Raw genomic sequence first — 25,356 nt, forward strand, 5'->3', positions numbered from 1 at the left:
CCCGCCGGCCTCCGGCGGGCGCGGGGCGGGCGCGGGGTGCGGGGTGTGCCGTGCGTGCCGGCCGGTCCGGTCCACCGTCTCGCCTCCTTCGCGGGCTGCGCGCCCGGTGGCGCGCGTCCGTCGACCCGCGCCGACCTGGGTGTACGTCTCCATGCTGACCCGCGAGGACCATGCGGGCATCAGCCGATCGGCTGACCCCGGCATCCTCCGGTGCGCGCCGGGAGGGCAGCCGGACCGTCGACCGTACGGGGCCGGTGCCGCACCCAGGATGGAGGCAGAGCGAACGACCCGCCCTCCGCGGGGCGAACGCCCTCCGCGAAGCGAACGAACCGCCCCTCCTCCGCCCGGACCGGCCAGGTCCGCCACGACCTCCTCGGGAGCCCACCATGAAGAAGAAGCTCGCCCTCGGCACCACCGTCGCCGCCGTCCTGGCCGCCGGCACCTTCGGCGCCGTCTCCGCGAACGCCTCCGCCCCGGCCGCCGCGCCCGCCGCCGTCGTCAAGGCCGACGCGGCCGTCGACCACCTGTTCCGGACGAACCACCTGACCATCGAGGCCGCCACCGACGCCGCCGAGGCCGTCCTCGACGCCGCCGAGAAGGAGAACCAGCGCGTCTCCGTGGCCGTCGTCGACCGCAACGGCAACACGATCGTCACCCTCCGCGGCGACGGCGCCGGCCCGCAGTCCTACGAGTCGGCCGTGAAGAAGGCGTACACCGCCGTCTCCTGGAACGCCCCGACCTCCGAGCTCGCCAAGCGCCTGGAGCAGGCCCCCAACCTGAAGGACATCCCGGGCACCCTCTTCCTCGGCGGCGGCGCCCCGGTCACCGCCGACGGCGGCCCGATCGCCGGCATCGGCGTCGCGGGCGCGCCCTCCGGCGACCTGGACGAGAAGTTCGCCCGCGCCGGTGTCGCCGAGCTGGCGAAGTAGCCGCGGCGAGCACCCCCATGAACCGGTGAGGGCGCCCGATCCCCCCCCCCCCCCCCCCGACGGGCGCCTTCACCGTCACCTTCTGTCCGACTTGTCTAGGATCCGTACCGTGACCCAGACCCGCCGGACCGGACGGTCCCTCCGGGCCGCCGCCTCCCCGGCGGCGGCCCTCGCCGTGCTCTGCCTCCTCGCCGGCTGCACGCCCGAGACCAGCGGGGTGCGGGGCACGCCCGGCGCGTCCGGGCTCCGCGACCCGTACTTCCCGAAGCTCGGCAACGGCGGTTACGACGTCGGCCGCTACGCCCTGGACCTCGCCTACGACCCGGAGACCGGCCGGCTCGACGGCACCGCGCGGATCACCGCCCGCGCCGGCCAGGACCTCTCCGCGTTCAACCTCGACCTGTCCGGGCTGACCGTCTCGAAGGCGACCGTCGACGGCGAGCCCGCCGCCGTCAACCGCGCCGGGGACGAGCTGACGCTCCGCCCGCGCGACGAGCTGCCGCGGGGGCGGGAGTTCACCGTCACGGTCGACTACGCGGGGGTGCCCGAGCCGCTCACCGACGCCGGCGGGTCGACCGAAGGCTGGCTGAGGAGCGCCGGGGGGGCCGTCGCGGTCGGCGAACCGGCCGGCTCCACGACCTGGTTCCCCGGCAACCACCACCCCTCCGACAAGGCGGAGTACGAGATCGCGCTGACCGCACCGAGCCGGCTGGCGGCGCTCTCCAACGGCGTCCGCGTCTCCTCCGAACCCGTCTCCGGAGGCCGCACCCGCACGGTCTGGCGCCAGTCGGAGCCGATGGCGAGCTATCTCGCGACGGTGATGATCGGCCGGTACGAGACCACCACCGGCACGGCGCTCGGCGAGGTCCCGGTCGTCACCGCCGTCGAGCCCTCGCTCGTCTCCGCCACTGCCCCGCTCCGCGCCGAACTCCCCACGCTCCTCGCCCGCCAGCAGGAACGCTTCGGCCCGTACCCCTTCGGCGCCGCCGGGGCCGTCGTCACCACCGACGGCCCCCTCGGCTACGCCCTGGAGACCCAGACCCGGCCCGTCTTCCCCGCGGGCTCCTTCGACCGCACGACGCTCGTGCACGAACTGGCCCACCAGTGGTTCGGGAACTCCGTCACCCCCGAGACCTGGCAGGACATCTGGCTCAACGAGGGCTTCGCGACGTACGCCGAATGGCTGTACGAGGAGGAGTACGGCTCCGTGCCCGCCGCCGACAGCTTCGCGGCGGCCTTCGCCGAGGACGCCAACTGGGCCTTCCCGCCCGCCGATCCGCCCGGCGCGGAGAACCTCTTCGACCCGCCCGTCTACCAGCGCGGCGCGATGGTCCTCCACAAGCTCCGCGAGACCGTCGGCGACGGGGTCTTCGACGAGCTGCTGCGCGGCTGGGCCGCGAAGTACCGGCACGCCAACGCCTCCACGGAGGACTTCACGTCCTACGCGGAGGGCGTCGCGGGCCGGGACCTGGACGGGGTGTGGGACGTCTGGCTGTACGGCGACGGGCGACCGGACACGCCCTAGAGGGACCTCCGCAGCACCACGCACGGGCGGCCGTGCGCCAGGTCGGGGCGGCGGGCGGTCTCCTCGTACCCGAGGGCGGTCCAGAAGGCGAGGGCCTTCGGGTTGTCCTCCAGGACGGCGAGCTTGAGGCCGGTGCGGCCCGCGGCGCGGAAGGCGTCCTCGACGTGCCGGGCGAGGCGGCGGCCGGAGCCGGTGCGGTGCTCGTCGCCGTGGACCATGAGGAGCCCCAGCCAGGGGTCGGGGTCGGCCGGGTCGGGGTGGTGGCCGAGCGTCACGGCGACGGCGACGAGCCGGCCCTCGGAGCGGGCCAGCAGGACCTCGGCGGAGGGCTCGGCGAGCTCGTCGGCGAGGGCGGCCGCGACCTGCTCGGGCCGGATGTCGCCGGGGTCGGGGAAGTCCCCGCTCAGCTGGTGGAACTCCCGGTTCGAGGCGTACAGCGCGGTGAGTTCGGTGAGCAGCGGCCCGGGCAGCGAGATGCCGTCCTCCAGGGCCCTGGGCGCGAGGGTCTCGACGATCACGGGGCAAGGGTAGAGCCCCGGCGGGCGACGGCCCGGCCGGGGCTCCGCGGCTCCGTGGAGCCGTCAGGCGTGTGTCAGAGGTTCACGCCGAAGTCGCGGGCGATGCCCTCCAGGCCGGAGGCGTAGCCCTGGCCGACGGCGCGGAACTTCCACTCGGCGCCGTTGCGGTACAGCTCGCCGAAGACCATGGCGGTCTCGACGGCGGCGTCCTCGGAGAGGTCGTAGCGGGCGATCTCGGCGCCGCCGGCCTGGTTCACGATGCGGATGTACGCGTTGCGCACCTGGCCGAAGTTCTGCGAGCGGGAGACCGCGTCGTAGATGGAGACCGGGAAGACGATCTTGTCGACGTTCGCCGGGAGGCCCGCGAGGTTGACGTTGATCTGCTCGTCGTCGCCGCCGCCCTCGCCCGTCCGATTGTCACCCGTGTGGACGATGGTCTGGTCGGGGGTCGCCTTGTTGTTGAAGAAGACGAAGTGGGCGTCCGAGGCCACCTTGCCGGCCGCGTCGACACCGATCGCGGAGGCGTCGAGGTCGAAGTCGGTGCCGGTCGTCGTGCGGACGTCCCAACCGAGGCCCACGGTGACGGCGGTCAGGCCCGGCGCCTCCTTGGTCAGGGAGACGTTGCCGCCCTTGGAGAGGCTCACTGCCATGGGAAGTCCCTTTCATCGTGGTTCACACGCTGTCTTCGTCCGGAGAAACGCTGAGAGGTCTTCCACGGTTCCCGCGGCGGAAAACAGGATGACGGTCCGCACCCGTCGCGGGGAACATGGAGGGCATGTCAGGTCCGTATCAGATCCGCGGCTCCGTCTCGCTTCCCGAGGCCGAGCTCCAGTGGCGTTTCTCGCGCTCCTCGGGTCCCGGCGGCCAGCACGTCAACACCTCCGACTCCCGCGTCGAGCTGCTCTTCGACCTCGCGGCGACCGAGGCGCTGCCCGAGGTGTGGAAGTCCCGCGCCCTGGAACGGCTCGCCTCCCGGCTGGTGGACGGCGTGCTGACCGTGCGGGCCTCGGAGCACCGCTCCCAGTGGCGCAACCGCGAGACGGCCGCCGTCCGCCTCGCCGCGCTCCTCGCCGAGGCGACCGCCCCGCCGCCGAAGCCCCGCCGCGCCACGAAGATCCCCCGGGGCATCAACGAGCGCCGGCTCCGGGAGAAGAAGCAGCGCGCCGAGACCAAGCGCGGCCGCCAGGGCCGCGGCTGGGGCTGACGCCCGCGCCCGCGCCCGCGGCCGTGCCCGCGGCCCGGCCTGGTCCGGTCGGCCGCCGCGGCCTCAGCCCAGGCGGCGGTACCTGCCCTTGAAGTACGTGAGGGGCGCGCCGTCCGGGGAGGGCAGGCCGACGGAGAGGACGCGGCCGACGACGAGGGTGTGGTCGCCCGCCACCACCCGGCTCTCCGTGCGGCACTCCAGGGTGGCGAGCGCCCCGTCGAGCAGCGGCGCCCCGCTCTCCTCGCCGCGCGTGTACGGCAGGTCGGCGAAGAGGAGGCGGTCCGAGACGCGGCCCTTCATCGCGAAGCGGCCGGCCACCTGCCGCTGCTCCTCGGCCAGTACCGACACCGCCCAGACCGGGACCTCCTCCAGGAGGTCGTCCATCCGGGAGCCGTTGCGCAGGCTCACCAGGACCAGCGGCGGGTCCAGCGAGACGGAGAGGAACGCGGTGGCCGTCATGCCGACGTCCTCGCCGCGCGGGCCGTCGTCGGGGTCGTGCGCGGTCACCAGGACCACTCCGGCCGCGAGGCGGGACATGGCCGCCCGGAACTCGTCGTCGCTCACCCCCTCAGCATGAGGGATGGCGAGGTCGGTGACGGGCGGCGAGGGCGGGGTCTTCTGCAGCACACCGGCACGCTATTCCCGGGCCCGCGCGGGCCGCATCGGCCCCGGGGACCAGACCGGCGCCCGGCGCGGGTCCTAGGACCTCCGCCCCTCGGAGCCGTACCCCTGCCGGGTAGGGGGACACGACTGCCCCGTCGGTCACCGTCGACCCGCCGGATCCGGCCATCCAATGCTGTGACTTGAGTCACAGAGGGCACTATTTGCTGACCCTGTGTACCGGGTGCGCAGCTCGCTGTGATTCAGTGGCAAAGACAGTGCAGTACGAAGCCGATGAGAACCCTGGAGTTGCTGTCGAGGTCTCGGGGAGAGCGAGCGATGGAGACCGAGTCGGAGCCTTACGTCCGTCTCTCGACCCTGCGGCAGCTGCATCAGGTCGTGGCGGACCTCAACACCGCACGCAGCCTCGCGGACACCCTGCAGACCGTCGCCGACGGCGTCGTCGCCGGCCTCAACTACCAGCTGGCCTGCGTGAACCTGGTCCGGCCCGACGGTGACCTGGTCGTCGCCGCCTTCGCCGGAGACCCCGCCGCCGAGGCCCTCATCACCGGACGCGTCGGCTCCCGGGACGCCTGGGAGCGCCGGCTGACCATGGCCGTCCCCTGGGGCGACCTGCGCTTCATACCGCACACCGAGGGCTGGGTCCTGATGGACGACGACGTCCCCCAGTGGCACACCGACGGCCCCGCCCCCCGCTTCGAGGACGAGTGGCACCCCCACGACCGCCTCTACGCCCCGATGTACGCCTCCGGCACCGGCCGCGAACTCCTCGGCGTCATATCCGTCGACCGCCCGCGCAACGGCCGGCACCCGGGACCCTGGGGGCAGGAAGCCCTCCAGATGTACGCCTCCCAGTCCGCCATCGCGATCAGCAACGCCCGGCTCCGCTCCAACATGCAGCGCGCCCTCGTCCGCCTGGAGCGCGAGCAGCAGGCGCTGCGCGCCAGCGAGGAGTCCTTCCGGCAGGCCTTCGAGTACGCCCCCTCCGGCATGGCCATCGCCGAGCTCGGCGGCGACCAGCACGGCCGGCTGCTCCGCACCAACGACGCGCTCTGTCGGCTCCTCGGCCGCCCCGCCTCCGTGATGCGCCGCTACTCCTTCGCCGACCTCGTCCACCCCGAGGACATCGGCACCCTGCTCCGCACCTCCGCCGAGGGCGGCCGCGCCGAGCTCCGGCTCGGCCGCCGCGACGGCACCTACGTCTGGGTCTCGCTGCGGAACTCGGTGGTCGCCGACACCGCCGACGGACCCCGCTTCCTCCTCACCCACGTCGAGGACATCGAGGAGCGCAAGCGGCACGAGCTCCAGCTCGCCCACCGCGCCTCGCACGACGCCCTCACCGGCCTGCCCAACAGCGCCGAGCTCCGCTCCCGGCTCTCCGCCCGGATCTGCGAGCGCCCCGCGCACGGCGGCGCCTACCAGGGCCCCGGCCCCGACGCCGGTTTCGGCCACGGCCCCGACCCGCTGCCCGCCGGGTACGACGGGGGGTACGAGTACGGCCACGAGCACGAGCACGGCTTCGGCTTCGAACCGGCCGGCGGCGGGGCGTACGACCACCACGTGCACACGGTCGCGCCGACCGGCGGCGACACCGACGACGGCACCAAGGGGCTCGCCGTCCTCTTCTGCGACCTCGACGGCTTCAAGTCGATCAACGACCGCTTCGGGCACCACACCGGCGACGCCGTCCTCATCGAGGTGGCCCGCCGGCTCACCACCGGCGTCAGGGACGGTGACACGGTCGCCCGTCTGGGCGGTGACGAGTTCGTCGTCCTCGCCGACGGTCTGGGCTCCGCCGACGCCGCCGACCTCGCCGTCCGGCTGCGGAACGCGATCATCCCGCCCATCCGGGTGGACGGCCGCGCGGTGCGTGTCGGGGCCAGTTTCGGCATCGGCTGGGCCGAATGCGGGATGTCCGTCGAAGAGGTCCTCAACTCCGCCGACCAGCGGATGTACGTGGAGAAACGGTCGCGTGCCAAGGTGCACCGCCGGGCCGGATGATCGTTCCCGGCACGGGGGCTTCATTCGTTCGGGGTAGGCTCGCCGGGTCGGCGACGGCTGGCGAGCATGGAGAGGACGACCCGGATGGCTGCCGGAAACGACGGCGCGAACAAGCCCGAGGAAGACGATCCGTTCGGCTATCTGTACGCCGACGGACAGGCAGCGTCGGGCCGCGGCCCCCAGGGCGGAGGCTACGGCTACCCGGGTCCCGCACCCGCGCAGCCCGGTGTGCCGCGCACCTCGTACAACCAGGTCAGGACGGTCGGCGAGCGCCAGTACGGCCAGCAGCCGGCGCAGCCCTACGTACCGCCGCAGCAGCAGCAGGCGCCGTACGGGCAGCCGCATCCGCAGTACGCGGCGCCGGAGACGTACGGGAACGGGCAGCCGCCCCGGCAGTCCCCGCCCTCGCACGCCCCGCGCGGCGGCGGTCGCGGACCCAACACCAAGGGTCTGCTGATCGGCGCGGTCGCGGTCGTCGCGGTCGTCGTCATCGGCATCGCCGCGGCGGTGATCTCCAACTCGGGCGGCGAGAAGAAGCAGCAGGCGGGCGGCACCACGTCCTCCTCGGCCCCGGCCACGCCCAGCCAGGACGCCACCTCCTCCACCGAGCCGTCCACCGGGCCGACCAAGGCGGAGCTGCCCAAGCAGGACGCGGCGACGCTCCAGCTCGGCGGCAGCGCCACGCTCGCCAAGGACGTCAAGGGAGCGGAGGGCGCGGACGGCGCCTACGTGGCGGGGTTCAACGCCCAGGGCTCCTCGGTGACCTGGAAGGCGAACATGCCGGAGGGCGGTACGTACGCCCTCACGGTCCGGTACGCCGTCCCCGCGGTCGACGCCTTCGCCACGCTGACGATCAACGGCAAGCCGAACACGCTGCCGATCAGCCTGAAGAACTTCATCAAGTCGAGCGACCCGAACCTGGAGAAGAACTGGCAGACCACCTGGGCCCAGGTGGAGCTCCAGAAGGGCGAGAACGAGATCAGGATCTCGTGCGAGGCCGGCAACCAGTGCGACGTGCTGCTGGACTGGCTGGAGGTCACCCCGCCGAAGTAGTGCCCGGCCCCTCCGCCCGCTAGGGCGTCTCCTCCGTGACGCGGACCTTCGGGAGGAGGGCCGCGTGGACCGCCGCGTCGTACTCGCCGGCCACCGGGGAGGCGACCGTGGCGGCGGAGAGGGCGACCGCCCGGGCCAGGCGGTCCGGCCAGGAGGCGGCGTCGGTCAGGCCGGCGAGGAGGGCGGCGACCACGGAGTCGCCGGCTCCCGTCGGGTTGCCGCGGACCGCGGTGGGGGGCGTCGCCTGCCAGAGGCCGTCCGGGGTGGCGGCGAGCAGGCCGTCGGGACCCAGCGAGGTGACCACCGCGTGCGCGCCCCTGCGGCGGGCGTCCTGGGAGGCTCGGCGGGGGTCGCGGGAGCCGGTGAGGCCGGCGAGTTCGTCGGCGTTGGGCTTCACCAGGTCGGGGCGGGCGGCTATGCCGCGGCGGAGCGGTTCGCCGCTGGTGTCGAGGAGGACCGGGACGCCGGCCGCGCGGGCGGCACGGATCAGCTCGGCGTAGGCGCCGACGTGGACGCCGGGCGGGAGGCTGCCGCAGAGGGCGACGGCCGTGGCGCCGGGCAGCAGCTCCGCGTACCGGGCCCGGAAGGCGGTCCACTCCCCGGAGGTGACGGCGGCGCCCGCCTCGTCGAACCGGGTGGTGTCGCCGGCGGCGGTGTCGACGACGGTGAGGGTGCGGCGGGTGGCCGCCTCGGTGCGGACGAGCGCGTCGGTGAGCCGGGGGAGCGGGGCGAGGAGCTCCCGGAGCCGGTCTCCGGTGGGGCCGCCCACGAAGCCCGTGACCACGGTCTCGTAACCGAGGGCGGCGAGCACCCGGGCCACGTTGACGCCCTTGCCGCCGGGCCGTTCGGCGCGGTCCGTGACCCGGTGGCTGGTGTGCGGGACGAGGGCCGGGACGCGGTAGGTGACGTCCAGCGCCGTGTTGAGGGTCACCGTGAGGATCACCTGTCCACCCCCGTACTTCCGGTAAGACCTGTGGAGACAGCCGCGATCATGCCAAAGGAACGGCGATCGGCCCAGAGCACGGACCGTTCGCCGTCCCTTTCCGCCCTGATCAGGTGGTCTGTCGGGGGGTCTTCCGGCAGGTCTTTCAGGCGTTCTGCGGCACCCGGGCGGGGATGCCCTGCGGGGCGACGATCCACTCGCCCCTGCGCATGACGCCCTTCACGTCGAAGGCGGCGTCGAGGACGACCATGTCGGCGTCCTTGCCGGGCTCCAGGGAGCCGACCCGGTCGTAGACGCCGAGGAGGCGGGCCGGGTTGGCGGAGATGGCCTGGACGACGGACTCGACGGGGAGGCCGTCGACGGTGGCGGCGCGCTTGAAGGCGCGGTCCAGGGTGAGGGTGGAACCGGCGATGGAGCCGCCCTCGACGAGGCGGGCCACGCTGTCCTTCACCTCGACCTCCAGCGGGCCGAGCATGTAGCGGCCGTCGCCGAAGCCGGCGGCGTCCATGGCGTCGGTGATGAGGGCGACGCGCTCGGCGCCGGCGTGGTGGAAGGCGAGCTCCAGGGCGGCCGGGTGGAGGTGGGTGCCGTCGTTGATGAGCTCTACGGTGATCCGCTCGTCCTCCAGGAGGGCGGCGATCGGGCCGGGGGCGCGGTGGCCGAGGCCGGGCATCGCGTTGTAGAGGTGGGTGGCGACGGTGGCGCCGGCGTCGATGGCCTGGACGGTCTGCTCGTAGCTGGCGTCGGTGTGGCCGATGGCGGCGATGACGCCGTGTTCGGCGAGGAGGCGCACGGAGTCGAGGCCGCCGGGCAGCTCGGTGGCGAGGGTGACCATCTTGGCCTGGCCGCGGGCGGCGTCGATCAGCTTGAGGACCTCGGCCGGGTGCGGGTCGCGCAGCAGGGTCTCGTCGTGGGCGCCCTTGCGGCAGGGGGAGATGAACGGGCCCTCGAAGTGGAGGCCGGCGATCTCGCCCTGCTCGGCGAGCTCGGAGAGCAGGCCGGCCCGGGCGGTGAGGAAGTCCATGTCGCCGGTGACGAAGGAGGCGACGACGGTGGTGGTGCCGTGCAGCCGGTGGGTGTGGACGCCCTTGAGGACCTCGTCGACCGTGCCGGAGGTGAAGGAGGCGCCGCCGCCGCCGTGGTTGTGCATGTCGACGAAGCCGGGGACCAGCCAGTGGCCGGTGAGGTCGAGGACGGGGGCGTCCTCGGGGGCGCTGCCCGCGATGCGTGCGCCGTCGACGATCACGCGTCCGTTCTCGACGATCCCGGTGGGCAGCACGACGCGTGCGCCGGCGAGAACCTTGTGATCGGACATCAGGCGGAAACCTCCGAGTCGGTGGGGCGCTGGTCGGCGAGCAGGTCCCAGGCGAGGAGGCCCGCGCCCAGGCATCCGGCGGTGTCCCCGAGGGCCGCCGGCACGATGACGGGCAGCTTCTGGAAGGTCACTCGTTCCTCCACCGCGGCCCGAAGGGGTGTGAACAAGGTTTCCCCGGCCTCGGCGAGACCGCCACCGATGATGAGGGTGCGGGGGTCCAGCAGGGTGAGCGCGGTGACCAGTCCGTCGGCGAGGGCGTCGACCGCCTCCTGCCAGACGCGTACGGCGACGGGGTCGCCGGACTCGACCGCCTTGGCGCAGTCGGCGGCGTCCGCCTCGGGGTCGCCGGAGGCCTCGGCCCAGGCGAGGGAGACGGCGGAGGCGGAGGCGTACCGCTCCAGGCAGCCGCGCTGGCCGCAGCCGCAGTCGGTGCCGCCGGGGCGGACGACGATGTGGCCGATCTCGCCGGCGTAGCCGTGGGCGCCGGCCTCGATGCGGTCGCCGATGCCGATGGCGCCGGCGATGCCGGTGCCGAGGGGCACGAAGAGGAAGCGGTCGGCGCCGTTGCCCGCGCCGATGCGGCCCTCGGCGAGGCCGCCGGTGCGCACGTCGTGGCCGAGGGCGACGGGGAGGCCGCCGAGGCGTTCGCTGAGGAGGGCGCGGAGGGGGACGTCGCGCCAGCCGAGGTTGGCGGCGTAGACGGCGATGCCGCGGTCGGCGTCGACGATGCCGGGGACGGCGACTCCGGCGGCCGCGGCGGGCTCGCCGTACCGCTCCTCGCCGAGGGCGCGGAGGTCCTCGGCGAAGGCCAGGATCGTCTCGACGACGGCTTCCGCTCCGCGGTCGCGCCCGGTGGCGCGGCGGGCCTCGTGGAGCAGGGTGCCGTCCGCCCCGACGAGGGCGGCCTTCATGCCGGTGCCGCCCACATCCAGGGCGATGACGTGTCTCACGGGGGACAGTCTCGCGCGAGACCGCCCTAAAGGTCTAGTCCACTGCCGAGGATTGTTGCGCTCGGATACAAATTCGAGCCCCCGTCATGGGGGGTTTGTGGCGAAGGTCCCCCCGGAGTTGCGGAAGTGATACCCCACTGGTGTAGACCTCTTGCCTGGGAGTGGGGAAGACTTTCGGCCCCCGCCCGGATGTGTCCCGGTCGTATCCCGGACGCACTCCGGACACATCCCGGACGTATGTGCAGCTCACTGCTGCTCAATGACGAGCAAAAGGTGGATGAAGCCGTGGAGCGGCGACGATTCCTTGGACTGACCGCGGCCGCCGCCGCCCTGGGCCTGACCTCCACGGTCGCCGGCTGCGGCACCCTCGGCGGCGACGGCGGTGACGTGACCCTGCGCCTGGTCGCCGCCGACTACGACCTCACCGGCGGCAACACCACCAGGAAGTACTGGGACGACCTCGTCGCCGCCTTCCAGGCCGGCCACCCCGGGATCAAGGTCCAGGTGCAGGTCGAGTCCTGGGACGACGTCGACCGCAAGGTCGCCGAGATGGTGAAGGCCGGCCAGGCCCCCGACGTCGCCCAGATCGGCGCCTACGCCGACTACGCGGCCGCCGGGCAGCTCTACTCGGCCGACGACCTCCTCACCATCCCCGTGCAGGCCAACTTCCTCCCGGCGCTCGCCGAGGCCGGCGAGAACGAGCGCGTCCAGTACGGCATGCCGTTCGTCGCCTCCACCCGCCCCCTCTTCTACAACGCCGACCTCTTCGACAAGGCCGGGATCGAGCCCCCCACCACCTGGGACGAGCTGGCCGCGGCGGCGAAGAAGCTCAAGAAGGAGGGCGTCCGCACCCCCTTCGCCCTCCCCCTCGGCCCGGAGGAGGCACAGGCGGAGTCCCTGATGTGGCTGCTCGCCGGCGGGGGCGGCTGGACCGACGACTCCGACCGGTACGCCATCGCCTCCGAGGCCAACATCGAGACCTTCGCCTGGCTCAAGGACAAGCTGGTCGACCAGGGCCTCACCGGCCCGATAGCCCCCGGCAAGCTCAACCGCAAGGCCGCCTTCGCCGCCTTCGCGCGCGGTGAGGTCGGCATGCTCAACGGCCACCCCTCGCTCGTCCAGGAGGCCGCCAAGCAGGGCGTCAAGGTCGGCCAGGCCCCGCTCCCCGGCGTCGACGGCCCGGCCAGGGCCTCCATGGGCGTCGCCGACTGGATCATGGGCTTCAAGCAGAACGGGCACCGCAAGGAGGCGGGTGCCTTCCTCGACTTCGTCTTCAGCGACGAGAACGTGCTCAAGTTCGCCGGCGACAACGACCTGCTGCCCGTCACCGTCAGCGCCTCCACCCGCATGGAGACCGCGGCCGAGCACGCGGGCCTCCGCGAGTTCCTGAAGGCGCTGCCCACCGCCCAGCTCCCGCCCGTCGGCAAGACCTCCTGGGCCAAGGTCAGCGAGACCATCAAGCAGGACATCGGCAGGGCCGTCACCCCCGCCGGCCGCCCCGCCGACGTCCTCGGCGCCATCGCCCGCACGGCGACGGCGGCGGAGGCGGCGGAGTAGACCGCCGGGTAATAGGTTGGTCGTATGACCGAAGAGACGCCGCAGGACGGCGGCGGCGGGCTCGGCGAGCGCGAGCAGGCCGTCCTCGCCGTCGAGCGCCGCTCCTGGCCCGGCCCCGGCGCCAAGGAGCGGGCCGTCCGCGAGGGCCTCGGGCTCTCGCCGACCCGCTACTACCAGCTCCTCAACGCCCTCCTCGACGACCCCCGCGCCCTCGCCCACGACCCCGTCACGGTCAACCGCCTGCGACGGGTGCGGGAAGAGAAGGAACGCCGGAGGTAAACCTTCCGCGAGACGGCCCGGAGGTGAGTCCGGCCACGCTGACGCGGCGCGCCCTCGTCGGTAGGGTCGGTCGCATGGTCAGCAGCCTTCCGCACCCGGCCACACCCGCAGGCCGCGACGGCCTGGACGCGCTCCTCGCGCGCCCTTCCGACGCCGTCGTCGCCCTGGACTTCGACGGGACGCTCGCCGAGATCGTCCCCGATCCCGAGCGGGCCCGCGCCCACCCCGGCGCCGTCCCCGCGCTCGCCGCGCTCGCCCCGCACCTCGCCGCCGTCGTCATCGTGACCGGCCGCCCCGCCGGCGTCGCCGTCCGGCACGGCGGCCTCGCCGGGGTGCCGGGCCTGGAGCACCTCACGGTCCTCGGCCACTACGGCGCCGAACGCTGGGACGCCGCCACCGGCACCGTCACGGCCGCCGCCCCGCACCCCGGCGTCGCCTCCGTCCGCGCCGAACTCCCCGGCTTCCTCGACCGGCACGGCGCCTGGCCCGGCGTCTGGATCGAGGAGAAGGGCCGGGCGGTCGCCGTCCACACCCGCCGCGCCGGGGACCCGCAGGCCGCCTTCGAGGCGCTGAAGGGACCGCTGGGCGACCTGGCCGCCGCGCACGGCCTCGTGCTGGAGCCGGGCCGGCTGGTCCTGGAGCTCCGCCCCCCGGGGATGGACAAGGGCGTGGCGCTGGCCGAGTTCGTACGCGAGAGGGGCGCCGGCTCCGTGCTGTACGCCGGCGACGACCTGGGCGACCTGCCGGCCTTCGCCGCCGTGGAGAAGCTCCGCGGCGACGGCCTCCCGGGCCTCCTCGTCTGCTCCGGCTCCACCGAGGTCCCCGAACTCGCCGACCGCGCCGACCTCTCCGTCCCGGGCCCGTCCGGGGTGGTCGCCCTCCTCGCGGAACTGGCGAGGGCGGTACGGGAGGGCTGAGCCCCTCCGTACCGCCCTCGCGGCGACCGGTTCGGCCTGCCGTGGCCCTCCGGCTCGACGACGCCCTGGAGCCGCTCGCGGCCTGGGGGCGCGAGCGGCGGGAGGCCGCCTCCTAGGAGGGGTCGCGGAGCGCGGCCAGCTGGTCGAGGAACCAGCGCTGCGGGGGGAGGGCGGTGGCGGCCTCGGCCAGGCGCTTGGTGCGCTCGGCGCGTTCGGCGGTCGGCATCGTGAGGGCGGCGTGGAGGGCCTCGGCGGTGGCCGAGACGTCGAAGGGGTCGACGGTGAGGGAGTCCTTCCCCAACTCGCGGTGGGCGCCCGCGCCGGTCGACAGGACCAGGGCGCAGCCCGCGTCGGAGACCACGGGTATCTCCTTCGCCACCAGGTTCATGCCGTCGCGGACCGGGTTCACCAGGGCCACGTCGGCGAGGCGGTAGGCGGCCAGGGAGCGGGTGAAGTCGTCCTCGACGGAGACCAGGACCGGCTGCCAGCCGGCGGTGCCGAACTCGGTGTTGATCTCCTCGGCGAGGGCGACGACGGAGGCCGTGTACGCGCGGTACGACTCCAGGTCCTGCCGGGAGGGGTACGCCGACGCCAGGTGGACGACCTCCTCGCGCCACTCGGGGTGGGTGGTGAGGAGCTCCCGGTAGGCCAGGAGGCCGCGGAGGATGTTCTTCGACAGCTCCGTGCGGTCGACGCGGACGATGGTCCTCCGGCCGCCGACCTCCTCGCGGAGCCGGGCCAGGCGGTCGTCCACCTGGGGGCGGTGGGCGAGGGCCCGCAGCTCGTCGGCGTCGACGCCCAGCGCGTACACCTGGACGCGGGTGCGGCCCTTCCCGGTGTCGTTGCGGCGCCACTCCACGCCGTACCAGGGGTCGCCGCTGGGCCACACGCCCTGGGCGAAGCCGGTCGGGTCCTCGCGCTGCTGGAAGCAGCCGATGAAGGAGGACGCCCATCCCCAGGTGTGGAAGCCGAGCTCGTCCGCGCCGAGCATGCCCCACAGCAGTTCCTCGACGATGTCGTCCGGCACCATCCGCAGGTACTCCGGCGACACCCACGGGGTGTGCGTGAAGTGGCCGATGCGGAGGTCGGGGCGGAGCTCGCGGAGCATCCCGGGGACCAGGGCCAGGTGGTAGTCCTGCACCAGGACCGCCGCGCCCTCGGACGCCTCGGCGGCGAGGGTCTCGGCGAAGGCGCGGTTGTAGGCGCGGTAGGAGGCCCAGCGGCGGCGGAAGGCCGCGTCGAAGACGGGCTCGCGCGGGATGTCGTACAGGTGGTGGTGGAGGAACCACAGCACCGAGTTCGCGATGCCGTTGTACGCGTCGGCGTACACCTCCGGGTCGATGTCCAGCATCCGCACCCCGGGCTCGGCGACGCCGCGCCGGACGGCCTCCCGGTCGCCGTCGCCGAGCGCCGCGCACACCCAGAGGCCGTCCTGGGAGTCCACGGCGCTCAGGCCGGAGACGAGGCCGCCGCCGCCCCTGCGGGAGGAGAGGGTGCCGTCGTCACCGAGCGTGTACGAGACGGGGCCTCGGTTGGATGCCACGAGTACGGAAGCCATGTGGCGAACCTAGCCCGTCCCGTAAACGCTCAAACGTACGTATACGGTCAGCGGTCGGCCGGATACGGACGGCCGCCCCGTTCTAGCGGATCCGCCGGCCGCGCATCGCCGCCTTCGCGACCAGGCCCGTCGCGGCGAGGACCACGGCCAGCGCGCCGAGCAGCCACAGCCGCTCGCCGTGGGCCCCGGTGTCGGCCATCGAGCCGCCGCTCCCGGTGCCTCCGGTGCCGTACGCGTCGCCGGTCCCGCCCGTGGCCGGGCGTCGCGTGACGAAGGCGTCGCCGCCGTCCGCGCCCTCGCCCCTCGTGGCGGTCGCGCAGCGGGCCGCCGGGCCGGCGGGGGCCGGGGGGCAGCCCATGACGGTGTTGCCGACCGTGGTGGAGTCCCCGTACAGGGACTCCTGGTACCGCGGGCCGAACGGTTCGACGACATCGGCGGCGGCCGGTGCGGCCGTCGCCAGCGGGAGCGTGGCCGCGGCGAGGAGGCCCGCCGCGAGCACACGGGACCCGCGGGCGGGGCGGGATCGCCCGCGGGCGGGGCGGGATCGTACGAAGCGCATGAAAGGGCAATGTAGGCAAAGCCCATCATGTGCGGGCGTTACGCCACGCGTCGCTGCGCGTACTCCGTGATCTCGGCCATCGGCGGGCGCTCCTCCGTGTCCACCGCGTACGTCCGCGGCTCGAAGCCCTCCTCGCCCCGCTCGAACTGGGTCAGCCAGGGGCGTACGAGATGGCCCCGGGAGAGCCGCAGCTGCGCCGTCCGGTAGATCGCCGCCGCCATCCGGCCCAGCGCCTGCCCGTCCTGGTGCCGGTGCTTGCGCACCCCGACGTCCACCTGCGCCAGCGCGTCCAGGCCCACCGTGTGCAGCGCGTCGACGAGGAGACCCAGCTCCACTCCGTAACCGACGGGGAAGGGCAGCCGTTCGAGCAGTGAGCGCCGGGCCGCGTACTCGCCGCCCAGCGGCTGCACGAAGCCGGCGAGGCGCGGCCAGTGCAGGTTGAGCAGGGGGCGCGCCACCAGCTCCGTCACCCGACCGCCCTGACCTGGGGTGTCACCGAAGGGGCGGTCGTACATCGCCTTGACGAACTCCACGTCCGGGTCGGTGAGCAGCGGGCCCACTATGCCGGTGACGAAGTCCGCCGAGAAGTCCCGCAGGTCCGCGTCCACGAAGCAGACCACGTCCCCGCCGGTCACCATGAGTGACCGCCACAGGACCTCGCCCTTCCCCGGGACCGCCGGGATCCGGGGAAGTATCCCGTCCCGCGCGACCACCCGCGCTCCGGCCGCCGCCGCGACCTCGGCCGTGCGGTCCGTGGAGCCCGAGTCGATCACCACCAGCTCGTCCACGAGCGGCACCGCCTCGGTCATCAACTCGCGCCGGATCACGCTGACGATGTCCCCGACCGTCGCCTCCTCGTTCAGCGCGGGCAGCACCACGCTGACCGTCGTCCCCCGCTTGGCGGCGAGCACCCGGTCGAGGGGCCGGTCGGACACGGACCAGGACCGCCGGTCCAGCCAGCGCTCCACTTCTTCCAGCAACGTGATCTCCATCTCGCGGATCGGACGACCGTCTCCACCTTCGAAGCCTTCGGTTACAGTCTTGAACAACGCGGATGCCCGATGCATGTCGGGGTCCCACCCGCGTCTCACAATCGAATACCGCTCATCCAGAGGGGCAGAGGGATACGGCCCGTTGAAGCCCCGGCAACCCTCCAGTCGGTTTGTCTTGCGCCAGCGAGGCCCCCGGCTAGGGAAGGTGCCAAATCCGTCTCATGGCGAAATGCGCCATGAGGAAGATGAGGAGAAAGGGCCTCCCCTCCATGGCTGTACAGACCGTCGCACCCGCCACCACCGTCGACCTCGGTCCCGCGTCCGGGCTTTCCTGTCGCGAATGCGGCGAGGTCTTCGCCCTCGGCCCGATCTTCGCCTGCGAGCTCTGCTTCGGCCCCCTCGAAGTCGCCTACGAACTGCCCGCCGGCGACCCCGAGGAGCTGCGGAAGCGGATCGAGGCCGGCCCCGCGAACATCTGGCGGTACGCGCCCCTGCTGCCCGTCCCCGCCGACGTCGCCGAGAAGCCGAACCTGAACCCCGGCTGGACCCCGCTCGTCAAGGCCGACAACCTCGCCCGCGAGATCGGCGTCGCCCCCGGCAAGCTGTTCGTCAAGGACGACTCCGGCAACCCGACCCACTCCTTCAAGGACCGGGTCGTCGCCCAGGCCATCGAGGCCGCCCGCGCCTTCGGCTTCACCACCCTCTCCTGCTCCTCCACCGGCAACCTGGCCGGCGCCGTCGGCGCCGCCGCCGCCCGTGCCGGCTTCCGCTCCTGCGTCTTCATCCCGCACGACCTGGAGCAGGGCAAGGTCGTCATGGCCGGCGTGTACGGCGGTGACCTCGTCGCCATCGAGGGCAACTACGACGACGTCAACCGCTTCTGCTCGGAGCTCATCGGCGACCCGCTCGGCGAGGGCTGGGGCTTCGTCAACGTCAACCTGCGCCCCTACTACGGCGAGGGCTCCAAGACGCTCGCGTACGAGATCTGCGAGCAGCTCGGCTGGGTCATCCCCGACCAGCTCGTCATCCCGATCGCCTCCGGCTCCCAGCTCACCAAGATCGACAAGGGGCTCCAGGAGCTCGTCAAGCTGGGCCTCGTCGAGGACAAGCCGTACAAGATCTTCGGCGCGCAGGCCGAGGGCTGCTCCCCGGTGTCCGCCGCCTTCAAGGCCGGCCACGACGTGGTCCGCCCCCAGAAGCCGAACACGATCGCCAAGTCGCTCGCGATCGGCAACCCGGCCGACGGCCCCTACGTCCTCGACATCGCCCGCCGCACCGGCGGAGCCGTGGAGGACGTGAACGACGAGCAGGTCGTCGACGCGATCAAGCTGCTCGCCCGGACCGAGGGCATCTTCGCCGAGACCGCGGGCGGCGTGACCGTCGGCGTGACCCGCAAGCTCGTCGAGGCCGGCGTCATCGACCCGGACCTCACCACCGTCGTCCTCAACACGGGTGACGGGCTCAAGACCCTGGACGCCGTGGCCGACAGTTCTCAGGCGACCGCCACCATCCGCCCGAGCCTGGACGCGTTCCGCGACGCGGGCCTGGCCCACTGAAAGGTCCGTGAACACAGCATGGCCGTGAACGTCCGCATCCCCACCATCCTCCGCACCTACACCGGCGGCCAGGCCGAGGTCCCCGCCGAGGGCGGCACCCTCGCCGAGGTCATCGCCGACCTGGAGAAGAACCACACCGGCATCGCCGCCCGCGTCCTGGACGACCAGGGCAAGCTGCGCCGCTTCGTGAACGTCTACGTGAACGACGACGACGTCCGCTTCGAGCAGGGCCTGGAGACCGCCACGCCGGACGGCGCGGGCGTCTCCATCATCCCGGCGGTCGCCGGCGGCTGCTGAGCCCCGCTGTTTTACCGGTCGGTACAGAATTGCCCCTTCCGCGAGAGAAAGCGGAGGGGGCAATTCTGCATGGTTGAGCGCGATAGAGTTGGGGAAGCCCCCTCCGCCGCTCATGCCAGGCGCATATGAGAGTGGCCCCGGACCTGACGAGAACGGGCCAAGAAGCGGCCGAAAAGCATATGCACTCTGCCCCTTATGCGGCTTTCGCCCGGCCCGAGTTGCCCTGCAATTCAGTGATTTCTCCCTGATTCCCCTTTCCGATCCACCCAGAATTCCCGGTGGATTGCCCTGTTGCAGAGGGCAGTTGGACAGATACATTCAGCCGCGGTCGACGCGTTCCGGCGCAGGTTCTGACCCGGGTCCGTGAAGTGCGGATCCGCGCAAGGGCCAGTAAGTAATAGGGGAGTTAGGCATGGCTCAGGGCACCGTCAAGTGGTTCAACGCGGAGAAGGGCTACGGCTTCATCGCGGTCGACGGTGGTGCGGATGTTTTCGTCCACTACAGCGCCATCCAGATGGATGGGTACCGCAGCCTCGAAGAAGGCCAGCGAGTCGAGTTCGAGATCTCGCAGGGTCAGAAGGGTCCGCAGGCGGACATGGTCAAGGTGACCGCCTGAGGCGCGGCGCGATCGGCCACCGACGTCTCGTCGTCGAGGGGCTCGCATCCCTGGGGATGCGAGCCCCTCGCGCGTTCCACGGGGCGGTTCCGGGGCGTTCCGGGGCGTTCCGGCGCCGCTTCCGGGGCGTTCCGGGGCCGCCCCGGAGTCGTTCGGGGGGCGTTCCCGGGGCGCCCCGCGACTCCGGCGTGGAGCTGCCCGATCCACGAGAGTCGCTTGCACTCGCATGGGTCGAGTGCTAATCATTGGCGTTAGCACTCGGAAGGTGAGAGTGCTACGAGGATCGGGCAGACGAGGCCGCCGACCCGGGTGGGGCAAGGAACCACGCGGAACGCGGAGGCCGTCCGTCGCGGGCGTCGGCGCGGTCCTGGAGCGTTATCCACCCCATGTCCGGGAGGACCACTTCACATGGCCAAGATCATCGCGTTCGACGAGGAGGCCCGGCGCGGTCTCGAGCGCGGCATGAACCAGCTCGCTGACGCCGTCAAGGTCACCCTCGGCCCCAAGGGCCGTAACGTCGTCCTCGAGAAGAAGTGGGGCGCCCCCACGATCACCAACGATGGTGTCTCCATCGCCAAGGAGATCGAGCTCGAGGACCCGTACGAGAAGATCGGCGCCGAGCTGGTCAAGGAAGTCGCCAAGAAGACGGACGACGTCGCCGGCGACGGTACGACCACCGCCACCGTCCTCGCCCAGGCGCTCGTCCGCGAGGGCCTCCGCAACGTCGCCGCCGGTGCCAACCCGATGGCCCTCAAGCGCGGCATCGAGAAGGCCGTCGAGGCCGTCTCCGGCGCCCTGCTCGACCAGGCGAAGGAGGTCGAGACGAAGGAGCAGATCGCCTCCACCGCCTCCATCTCCGCCGCCGACACGCAGATCGGCGAGCTCATCGCCGAGGCGATGGACAAGGTCGGCAAGGAAGGCGTCATCACGGTCGAGGAGTCCCAGACCTTCGGTCTGGAGCTGGAGCTCACCGAGGGCATGCGCTTCGACAAGGGCTACATCTCGGCGTACTTCGCGACCGACATGGAGCGCATGGAGGCCTCGCTCGAGGACCCCTACCTCCTCATCGTCAACTCCAAGATCTCCTCCGTGAAGGACCTCCTCCCGCTCCTGGAGAAGGTCATGCAGTCGGGCAAGCCGCTGCTGATCATCGCCGAGGACGTCGAGGGCGAGGCCCTGTCGACCCTGGTCGTCAACAAGATCCGCGGCACCTTCCGCTCCGTCGCGGTCAAGGCCCCGGGCTTCGGCGACCGCCGCAAGGCCATGCTCCAGGACATCGCCATCCTCACCGGCGGCACGGTCATCTCCGAGGAGGTCGGCCTCAAGCTGGAGTCGGCCGGTCTCGACCTGCTGGGCCGCGCCCGCAAGGTCGTCATCACCAAGGACGAGACCACCATCGTCGACGGTGCCGGTGACAGCGAGCAGGTCGCGGGCCGCGTGAACCAGATCCGCGCCGAGATCGAGAACAGCGACTCCGACTACGACCGCGAGAAGCTCCAGGAGCGCCTCGCGAAGCTCGCCGGCGGCGTGGCGGTCATCAAGGCCGGTGCCGCGACCGAGGTCGAGCTCAAGGAGCGCAAGCACCGCATCGAGGACGCCGTGCGCAACGCCAAGGCGGCCGTCGAGGAGGGCATCGTCGCCGGCGGCGGCGTGGCCCTGCTCCAGGCCTCCAGCGTCTTCGAGAAGCTGGAGCTGGACGGCGACGAGGCCACCGGTGCCGCGATCGTCAAGCTGGCCCTGGAGGCCCCGATCAAGCAGATCGCGGTCAACGCCGGCCTTGAGGGCGGCGTCGTGGTCGAGAAGGTGCGCAACCTGACCCCGGGCCACGGCCTCAACGCCGCGACCGGCGAGTACGTCGACCTGGTCGCCGAGGGCATCATCGACCCGGCCAAGGTGACGCGCTCCGCGCTGCAGAACGCCGCGTCGATCGCCGCGCTCTTCCTCACCACCGAGGCCGTCATCGCCGACAAGCCGGAGAAGGCCGCGGCCCCGGCCGGCGGCGGCATGCCGGGCGGTGACATGGACTTCTGATCCGAACGGATCGGTGGTTCCTCGCTGAACGCGAACGCCGAGGGCGGCACTCCCCGCGAGGGGGTGCCGCCCTCGGCGCGTTTCCGTGCGGGGCTCCGCGTGCGTTTCCGCGTGCGGCCCCGCGCGCGGCTCCGCGTGTGGGGGCCGCGCGTGTGCCCGTGCCTCAGACGACCGGCCGTACGAGGGCCTCGGCGAGCGGCTCCCCGGTGCGGCGGGCGTGGGCGACGCGGGCCTTGACCTCGGCGAGCGTCCGCGGCCGGTAGCCGGACCCGCTCCCGCAGCAGCCCCGCTTGTGGAAGCGGACCCCCGCGTGGAGCAGCACCGACAGCACCCGCCACGCCTCGTCGTCCCGCCGCCGCGGCGGCTGGAACGCGGACCCGACACCCACCATGAGCTCCCCGCACCGAGGGCACTTCCGCTCGGGCCCGTGGTCGTACCCCTGCTTGTACGAGCCCCGGCACGGCAGGCAGACGTACGAGGTCCTGGTGTATCCCATGGGGGTGAGCGTAGGGGTGGGGGCGGGCCCGGGTGCGGGGATTTCCGGGGCGGTGGCGGATGGGGATCCTCCACTTCCCGAAGGGTTTCGGTCAGTTGTACGATCGCGCCAGCCGGCAGGTGGGGGCATCGGGCCGGCGCCCAGGACCGCGCGTGCGCGCGGGGACCGGCGTACGCCGCTGTGCCCGCCCGCGCGTCCTCTTCCGCCTCCCCTCTGCCGTCGTCATCGACGTTCCGTACGAGGGGACCCCTTTCTTGTCCGTCCGAAGAACCGTCGCGCTCGCCCTGAGCACGACCCTGGCCCTCACGGGCCTCGCGGCCGTCACGGCCCCGCTCGCGGCGGCGGCCGACACGGCGCCGTACGAGGTGACGATCGCGGCCCCGGGCGACCCGGACGCCCCGGTCCACGCCGAGATCCAAGGTGCCGGAACCGGAGTCCAGGTGCTCGACTCCTCGCGGGTCGGCTGGCACGACCTGCGCGGCGGGTCCCCTGCCTACGCGCCGCCGTGCGAGCCCGGTGACTCGTTCTCGGCCGGGGACGTGGTGGTCTGCCCCGACTGGTACAGCGAGGGACCCCGGTCCTCCGCCACCGTCCACGACTTCGCGACCGGGCGGACCTCCGGACTGGAGACGGACCTCGGCGAGGGATGGCTGCCGCTCCTCGCCGGCCGCCACCTGGTCCGGTACGGGACCGGCGCCGACGGCGCCACCCTGTACTTCGTCGGCTACGGCGAGAATCCCCCGGCCGGCCGGGAGGCGCGCCTGCCGAACGCCGTCTCGGAGCCGACCGTCCTCGCCCAGGACGGTACGGGCGCGGTCCTGCGCTACGCCGTCGGTCCGACGGGGCCGAAGACGGCCCTCGTCCTGCTCGACTTCGCCTCCGGCACCGTCACGCCGCTGCCGGAGCCCCCGTTCCCCAGGGGAGCGACCGACGTGGAGTCCGTCGCGCTCGACGCGCGGAGGATCCTGTTCGGCGGTGCGGCCGGTGCGACCGAGGCCTTCGTCCTCTCCCGTACCGACCCGGCGGCCCCCGGCCGCAGGGTCACGCTGCCGCACGCCGTCACGGACACCACCACGCGGCTCGGCCTCGTGGGCGACTGGCTCCTCGGCCGGACCGCGCTCTCCACGACGGACGACGACTACCACGAGCAGGCCGCGCTGTACGCCCTCCCGCTCGCCGGCGGCACGTCGCGCGACCTCGGTGTCACCGTGACGGCCGATGCCTCCCTCGCGGTCGGGGCGGGGGGCGCGGTGTACGTGGCCGGCACACCGGACGCGGGCGAGTTCGGCGTCCAGCGGATCGCCCCCGGCGCGAACGGCGCACCGGCAGCCGAGCACGTCCTCACCCTGCTGGGGATCTTCCCCCGGGCGGGCCTGACCCTGTCCCAGGGGCGGCTCGTGGCGCAGGACGACGGCTGGTGGAGCTCGGGCCACCGCGTGCTCCAGGGGTACGACCTCGCCCTCACGGGCACGCACGCGGCGACCGCGCGGTGGAGCTGCGACACGCTGGGCTCGGCCGCCGACTGTCCGCAGGCCCCGCACGACGCGCCCTACACGCGCTGGTGGTCGGACACCGGCGACGGCCGCCTGGTCACCCTGGACAGCGTGAACCGTCCCGGCTGCACCGAATGCGCCGTCGCGGTGCACGTGACGACCCCGGGCAGGGGCGGTGCCACCCGCAGCGTCGTCGTCAAGCACGCGAGCGAGCTCGCCCTGGACACCGTCGTCCGGGTCTCCGGCCGCTACGTCCACTTCTCCGCGGAGGCCGGTGGGGTCGGCCGTTCGATCGTCGCGGACATCGAGACCGGTGCCGTCCTCCGGGACTCCTCCGTCCTGAACCAGTCTCTGTGGGGCGGACAGCTGTGGACCGGCTCCACGACCGACGGCAAGGTCACCGCGGTCGACGTGCGCACCGGCGCGACGGTCGCCACCGCCGACCTCGGCACCAGCTGCAAGTTCACCGGCCTGGAGGTCGTCGGCAAGTGGATCTCGGCGAGGTGCGCGAACAGCACCGGTTCCGTGGTGGTCCACGACCGCGAGAAGCGCACCTCGGTCTGGACCCGGGTCCCGGTGGGCGCGCCGCTCCACCTCGGTGACGGATTCGTGGCCTTCGAGGCCCTGGGCCACACCAAGACCCTCTACGTGGACGACGTCCGGTCCGGTGAGGCGGAGACGAAGGAACTCGGCACCGTCTTCCATGGCGCGGACGCCTATGACGGCCGGTGGTGGACGGTCGACCGCTTCGGCGGAGGTGTCGCCTTCGTCGACCCGTACCAGTCGGTCCGCGTCACCGGTCTCGGCGGCGTCACCAGCCGGCTCACCGCCATCGACGCCGACACCCCCGCCGCGAACATCAGGTCCGGTGCGTGGAAGCCGCGTTGGTGGCTGTCGAAGCCGGGCTCCTCGTGGACGCTCACGCTCAAGCACAAGGTGAGCGGGAAGAGCGTGCGGACGCTGGCCGGTGGCGAGGCGCGCGGGATCGTGGCGCCCTCGTGGGACGGGAAGGACGCCGCCGGGAAGTACGTGCCGAACGGGGCGTACACCTGGAGCCTCACCGTGAAGCCCGCCGACGGGCACGGGGCCGATCCGACGGCTTCCGGGAGCGTGGCCGTGTCCGGTGCCGCCGCGGTGTGGCGGGACATGGCCGGGGACGACGGCTTCGGGGACCTGCTGGTGACGGACGCGGCGGGCGCGATGTCGATGTACCGGGGCACGGGCACGGGCGCGCTCTCGTCGCGTACCGCCGGGGTCGGCGGCACGTTCGCGGCCGGCTCGCTGTTCGTGCCCGCCGGGGACCTGAACGGCGACCGCTGCGCCGACGTGTACGTGCGCGTCGGCGGCGACCTGCGGGCGTACCGGCCCGGGTGCGGGAAGGCCGTCACGGCGTCGTCTCCGTACACGCCCGTCGGGAGCGGCTGGGGCGGCTACGACCTCCTGACCTCGTCCGGCGACGTGAACGGGGACGGGTACGTCGACCTGATCGCCCGTCAGGCGTCCACCGGTGACGTGTACTTCTACGGCGGCACGGCGACGCACGCGCTGAAGGCGCGGGTGCGGATCGGGGTGAACTGGAAGCTGTACAGGAAGCTGGTCGGCGCCGGTGACCTGAACGGCGACGGGCGGGGCGACCTGCTCGGCGTCGACTCCGCCGGTGTGCTGTGGCGGTACGACGGGACCGCGACCGGCGGCGTGACCGCCCGGGTGAAGGTCGGCGGCGGCTGGGGCGTGTACTCGGCGCTCGTCGGGGTCGGCGACCTGTCGGGTGACGGGCGGGCCGACCTGCTCGCGCGGACCACGGACGGGAAGCTGTACCGGTACGCGTCGACCGGCTCCGGCACGTACGGCGGCCGGGTGCTGATCGGCACCGGCGGCTGGAACGGCTTCAAGGGCCTGTTCTAGCCGGGAGTCGACGGAGGGGGAGGCCCGGGGCAGGTCCCGGG

The 25,356-nt window shown here is 72.9% G+C and carries 23 protein-coding genes and 1 riboswitch; of the genes, 13 read left to right on the plus strand and 10 right to left on the minus strand.

Annotated elements, in window-relative coordinates; all coding sequences use genetic code 11:
* Positions 1–386: 386 nt before the first annotated feature.
* Positions 387–929, plus strand: coding sequence for a heme-binding protein (locus tag ACFQ8C_RS21275; RefSeq protein ID WP_383459740.1), 543 nt, complete (start codon positions 387–389; stop codon positions 927–929).
* A gap of 109 nt (positions 930–1,038) precedes the next feature.
* Positions 1,039–2,454, plus strand: coding sequence for a M1 family metallopeptidase (locus ACFQ8C_RS21280; RefSeq protein WP_383459742.1), 1,416 nt, complete (start codon positions 1,039–1,041; stop codon positions 2,452–2,454).
* Here the strand turns inward: ACFQ8C_RS21280 and ACFQ8C_RS21285 are convergent.
* The gene (locus ACFQ8C_RS21285; protein WP_383459745.1) at positions 2,451–2,972 is read right to left on the minus strand and encodes a GNAT family N-acetyltransferase; all 522 of its coding nucleotides are present in this window, start codon (positions 2,970–2,972) and stop codon (positions 2,451–2,453) included. The genes ACFQ8C_RS21280 and ACFQ8C_RS21285 overlap by 4 nt on opposite strands.
* A 74-nt stretch (positions 2,973–3,046) precedes the next feature.
* Positions 3,047–3,622 (minus strand): TerD family protein, encoded by a 576-nt coding sequence (locus ACFQ8C_RS21290; RefSeq protein WP_383459748.1) that lies wholly within the window; start codon positions 3,620–3,622, stop codon positions 3,047–3,049.
* A gap of 116 nt (positions 3,623–3,738) precedes the next feature.
* On the opposite strand from ACFQ8C_RS21290, the gene arfB reads away from it, so the two are divergent.
* Positions 3,739–4,176, plus strand: coding sequence for an alternative ribosome rescue aminoacyl-tRNA hydrolase ArfB (gene arfB / locus ACFQ8C_RS21295; protein ID WP_383459750.1), 438 nt, complete (start codon positions 3,739–3,741; stop codon positions 4,174–4,176).
* A gap of 63 nt (positions 4,177–4,239) precedes the next feature.
* Here the strand turns inward: arfB and ACFQ8C_RS21300 are convergent, their stop codons facing one another.
* Positions 4,240–4,803, minus strand: a complete 564-nt coding sequence (locus ACFQ8C_RS21300; RefSeq protein ID WP_383459753.1) for a flavin reductase family protein — start codon at positions 4,801–4,803, stop codon at positions 4,240–4,242.
* 312 nt (positions 4,804–5,115) lie between these two features.
* Here ACFQ8C_RS21300 and cdgB point away from each other — a divergent pair, with 312 nt between their 5' ends.
* Together cdgB and ACFQ8C_RS21310 are read left to right on the plus strand one after the other, a co-directional pair.
* A complete protein-coding gene (gene cdgB / locus ACFQ8C_RS21305) occupies positions 5,116–6,798 on the plus strand; it encodes a diguanylate cyclase CdgB (protein WP_383459756.1) in 1,683 nt (560 codons plus the stop codon).
* Between the two features lie 84 nt (positions 6,799–6,882).
* On the plus strand, positions 6,883–7,851 hold the full coding sequence (locus ACFQ8C_RS21310; RefSeq protein ID WP_383459759.1) for a CBM35 domain-containing protein: 969 nt from the start codon (positions 6,883–6,885) through the stop codon (positions 7,849–7,851).
* A gap of 19 nt (positions 7,852–7,870) precedes the next feature.
* On the opposite strand, the gene ACFQ8C_RS21315 is transcribed toward ACFQ8C_RS21310, so the two are convergent.
* The 3 genes from ACFQ8C_RS21315 to ACFQ8C_RS21325 form a co-directional block, all read right to left on the minus strand.
* On the minus strand, positions 7,871–8,794 hold the full coding sequence (locus tag ACFQ8C_RS21315) for a 1-phosphofructokinase family hexose kinase (RefSeq protein ID WP_383459760.1): 924 nt from the start codon (positions 8,792–8,794) through the stop codon (positions 7,871–7,873).
* 145 nt (positions 8,795–8,939) lie between these two features.
* Entirely contained in the window at positions 8,940–10,109 is a 1,170-nt protein-coding gene (gene nagA / locus ACFQ8C_RS21320) for an N-acetylglucosamine-6-phosphate deacetylase (RefSeq protein WP_383459763.1), read from the minus strand.
* Positions 10,109–11,059 carry an ROK family protein gene (locus ACFQ8C_RS21325; RefSeq protein WP_383459766.1) on the minus strand — a complete coding sequence of 317 codons (951 nt, stop codon included), beginning with the start codon at positions 11,057–11,059 and terminating at the stop codon, positions 10,109–10,111. The genes nagA and ACFQ8C_RS21325 overlap by 1 nt, the downstream gene beginning before the upstream one ends.
* Positions 11,060–11,332: 273 nt before the next feature.
* Between ACFQ8C_RS21325 and ACFQ8C_RS21330 the strand changes: the two genes are divergently transcribed.
* From ACFQ8C_RS21330 to otsB, 3 genes are all read left to right on the plus strand, one after another.
* Entirely contained in the window at positions 11,333–12,616 is a 1,284-nt protein-coding gene (locus ACFQ8C_RS21330; protein WP_383459768.1) for an extracellular solute-binding protein, read from the plus strand.
* A 24-nt stretch (positions 12,617–12,640) separates the two neighbouring features.
* Positions 12,641–12,895 carry a DUF3263 domain-containing protein gene (locus tag ACFQ8C_RS21335; RefSeq protein ID WP_383459771.1) on the plus strand — a complete coding sequence of 85 codons (255 nt, stop codon included), beginning with the start codon at positions 12,641–12,643 and terminating at the stop codon, positions 12,893–12,895.
* A gap of 74 nt (positions 12,896–12,969) precedes the next feature.
* Positions 12,970–13,812 carry a trehalose-phosphatase gene (gene otsB, locus ACFQ8C_RS21340; RefSeq protein ID WP_383459773.1) on the plus strand — a complete coding sequence of 281 codons (843 nt, stop codon included), beginning with the start codon at positions 12,970–12,972 and terminating at the stop codon, positions 13,810–13,812.
* Between the two features lie 112 nt (positions 13,813–13,924).
* Here otsB and ACFQ8C_RS21345 read toward each other — a convergent pair whose 3' ends face one another.
* The 3 genes from ACFQ8C_RS21345 to ACFQ8C_RS21355 form a co-directional block, all read right to left on the minus strand.
* Entirely contained in the window at positions 13,925–15,370 is a 1,446-nt protein-coding gene (locus ACFQ8C_RS21345; protein ID WP_383459776.1) for a trehalose-6-phosphate synthase, read from the minus strand.
* Positions 15,371–15,452: 82 nt separating this feature from the next.
* Positions 15,453–15,929: a hypothetical protein gene (locus ACFQ8C_RS21350; protein ID WP_383459779.1), complete on the minus strand. Its 477-nt coding sequence runs from the start codon at positions 15,927–15,929 to the stop codon at positions 15,453–15,455.
* A 38-nt stretch (positions 15,930–15,967) separates the two neighbouring features.
* Positions 15,968–16,909 carry a glucosyl-3-phosphoglycerate synthase gene (locus ACFQ8C_RS21355; RefSeq protein WP_383459795.1) on the minus strand — a complete coding sequence of 314 codons (942 nt, stop codon included), beginning with the start codon at positions 16,907–16,909 and terminating at the stop codon, positions 15,968–15,970.
* 121 nt (positions 16,910–17,030) lie between these two features.
* Positions 17,031–17,173, plus strand: a riboswitch (SAM riboswitch).
* A gap of 17 nt (positions 17,174–17,190) precedes the next feature.
* On the opposite strand from ACFQ8C_RS21355, the gene thrC reads away from it, so the two are divergent.
* From thrC to groL, 4 genes are all read left to right on the plus strand, one after another.
* A complete protein-coding gene (gene thrC / locus ACFQ8C_RS21360; protein ID WP_383459782.1) occupies positions 17,191–18,477 on the plus strand; it encodes a threonine synthase in 1,287 nt (428 codons plus the stop codon).
* A gap of 18 nt (positions 18,478–18,495) precedes the next feature.
* Complete coding sequence (locus ACFQ8C_RS21365) at positions 18,496–18,774, plus strand: MoaD/ThiS family protein (protein ID WP_043226131.1); 279 nt, start codon at positions 18,496–18,498, stop codon at positions 18,772–18,774.
* A gap of 412 nt (positions 18,775–19,186) precedes the next feature.
* Positions 19,187–19,390, plus strand: coding sequence for a cold-shock protein (locus tag ACFQ8C_RS21370; protein ID WP_030498267.1), 204 nt, complete (start codon positions 19,187–19,189; stop codon positions 19,388–19,390).
* Between the two features lie 408 nt (positions 19,391–19,798).
* Positions 19,799–21,421: a chaperonin GroEL gene (groL, locus tag ACFQ8C_RS21375; protein ID WP_043226129.1), complete on the plus strand. Its 1,623-nt coding sequence runs from the start codon at positions 19,799–19,801 to the stop codon at positions 21,419–21,421.
* A gap of 163 nt (positions 21,422–21,584) precedes the next feature.
* Here the strand turns inward: groL and ACFQ8C_RS21380 are convergent, their stop codons facing one another.
* Positions 21,585–21,917: a deoxyxylulose-5-phosphate synthase gene (locus ACFQ8C_RS21380; protein WP_383459786.1), complete on the minus strand. Its 333-nt coding sequence runs from the start codon at positions 21,915–21,917 to the stop codon at positions 21,585–21,587.
* 254 nt (positions 21,918–22,171) lie between these two features.
* Between ACFQ8C_RS21380 and ACFQ8C_RS21385 the strand changes: the two genes are divergently transcribed.
* Positions 22,172–25,315, plus strand: coding sequence for an FG-GAP-like repeat-containing protein (locus ACFQ8C_RS21385; protein WP_383459789.1), 3,144 nt, complete (start codon positions 22,172–22,174; stop codon positions 25,313–25,315).
* Positions 25,316–25,356 lie beyond the last annotated feature (41 nt).

It is taken from the genome of Streptomyces sp. NPDC056503 (genome assembly GCF_042794995.1).
GTDB lineage: Bacteria > Actinomycetota > Actinomycetes > Streptomycetales > Streptomycetaceae > Streptomyces.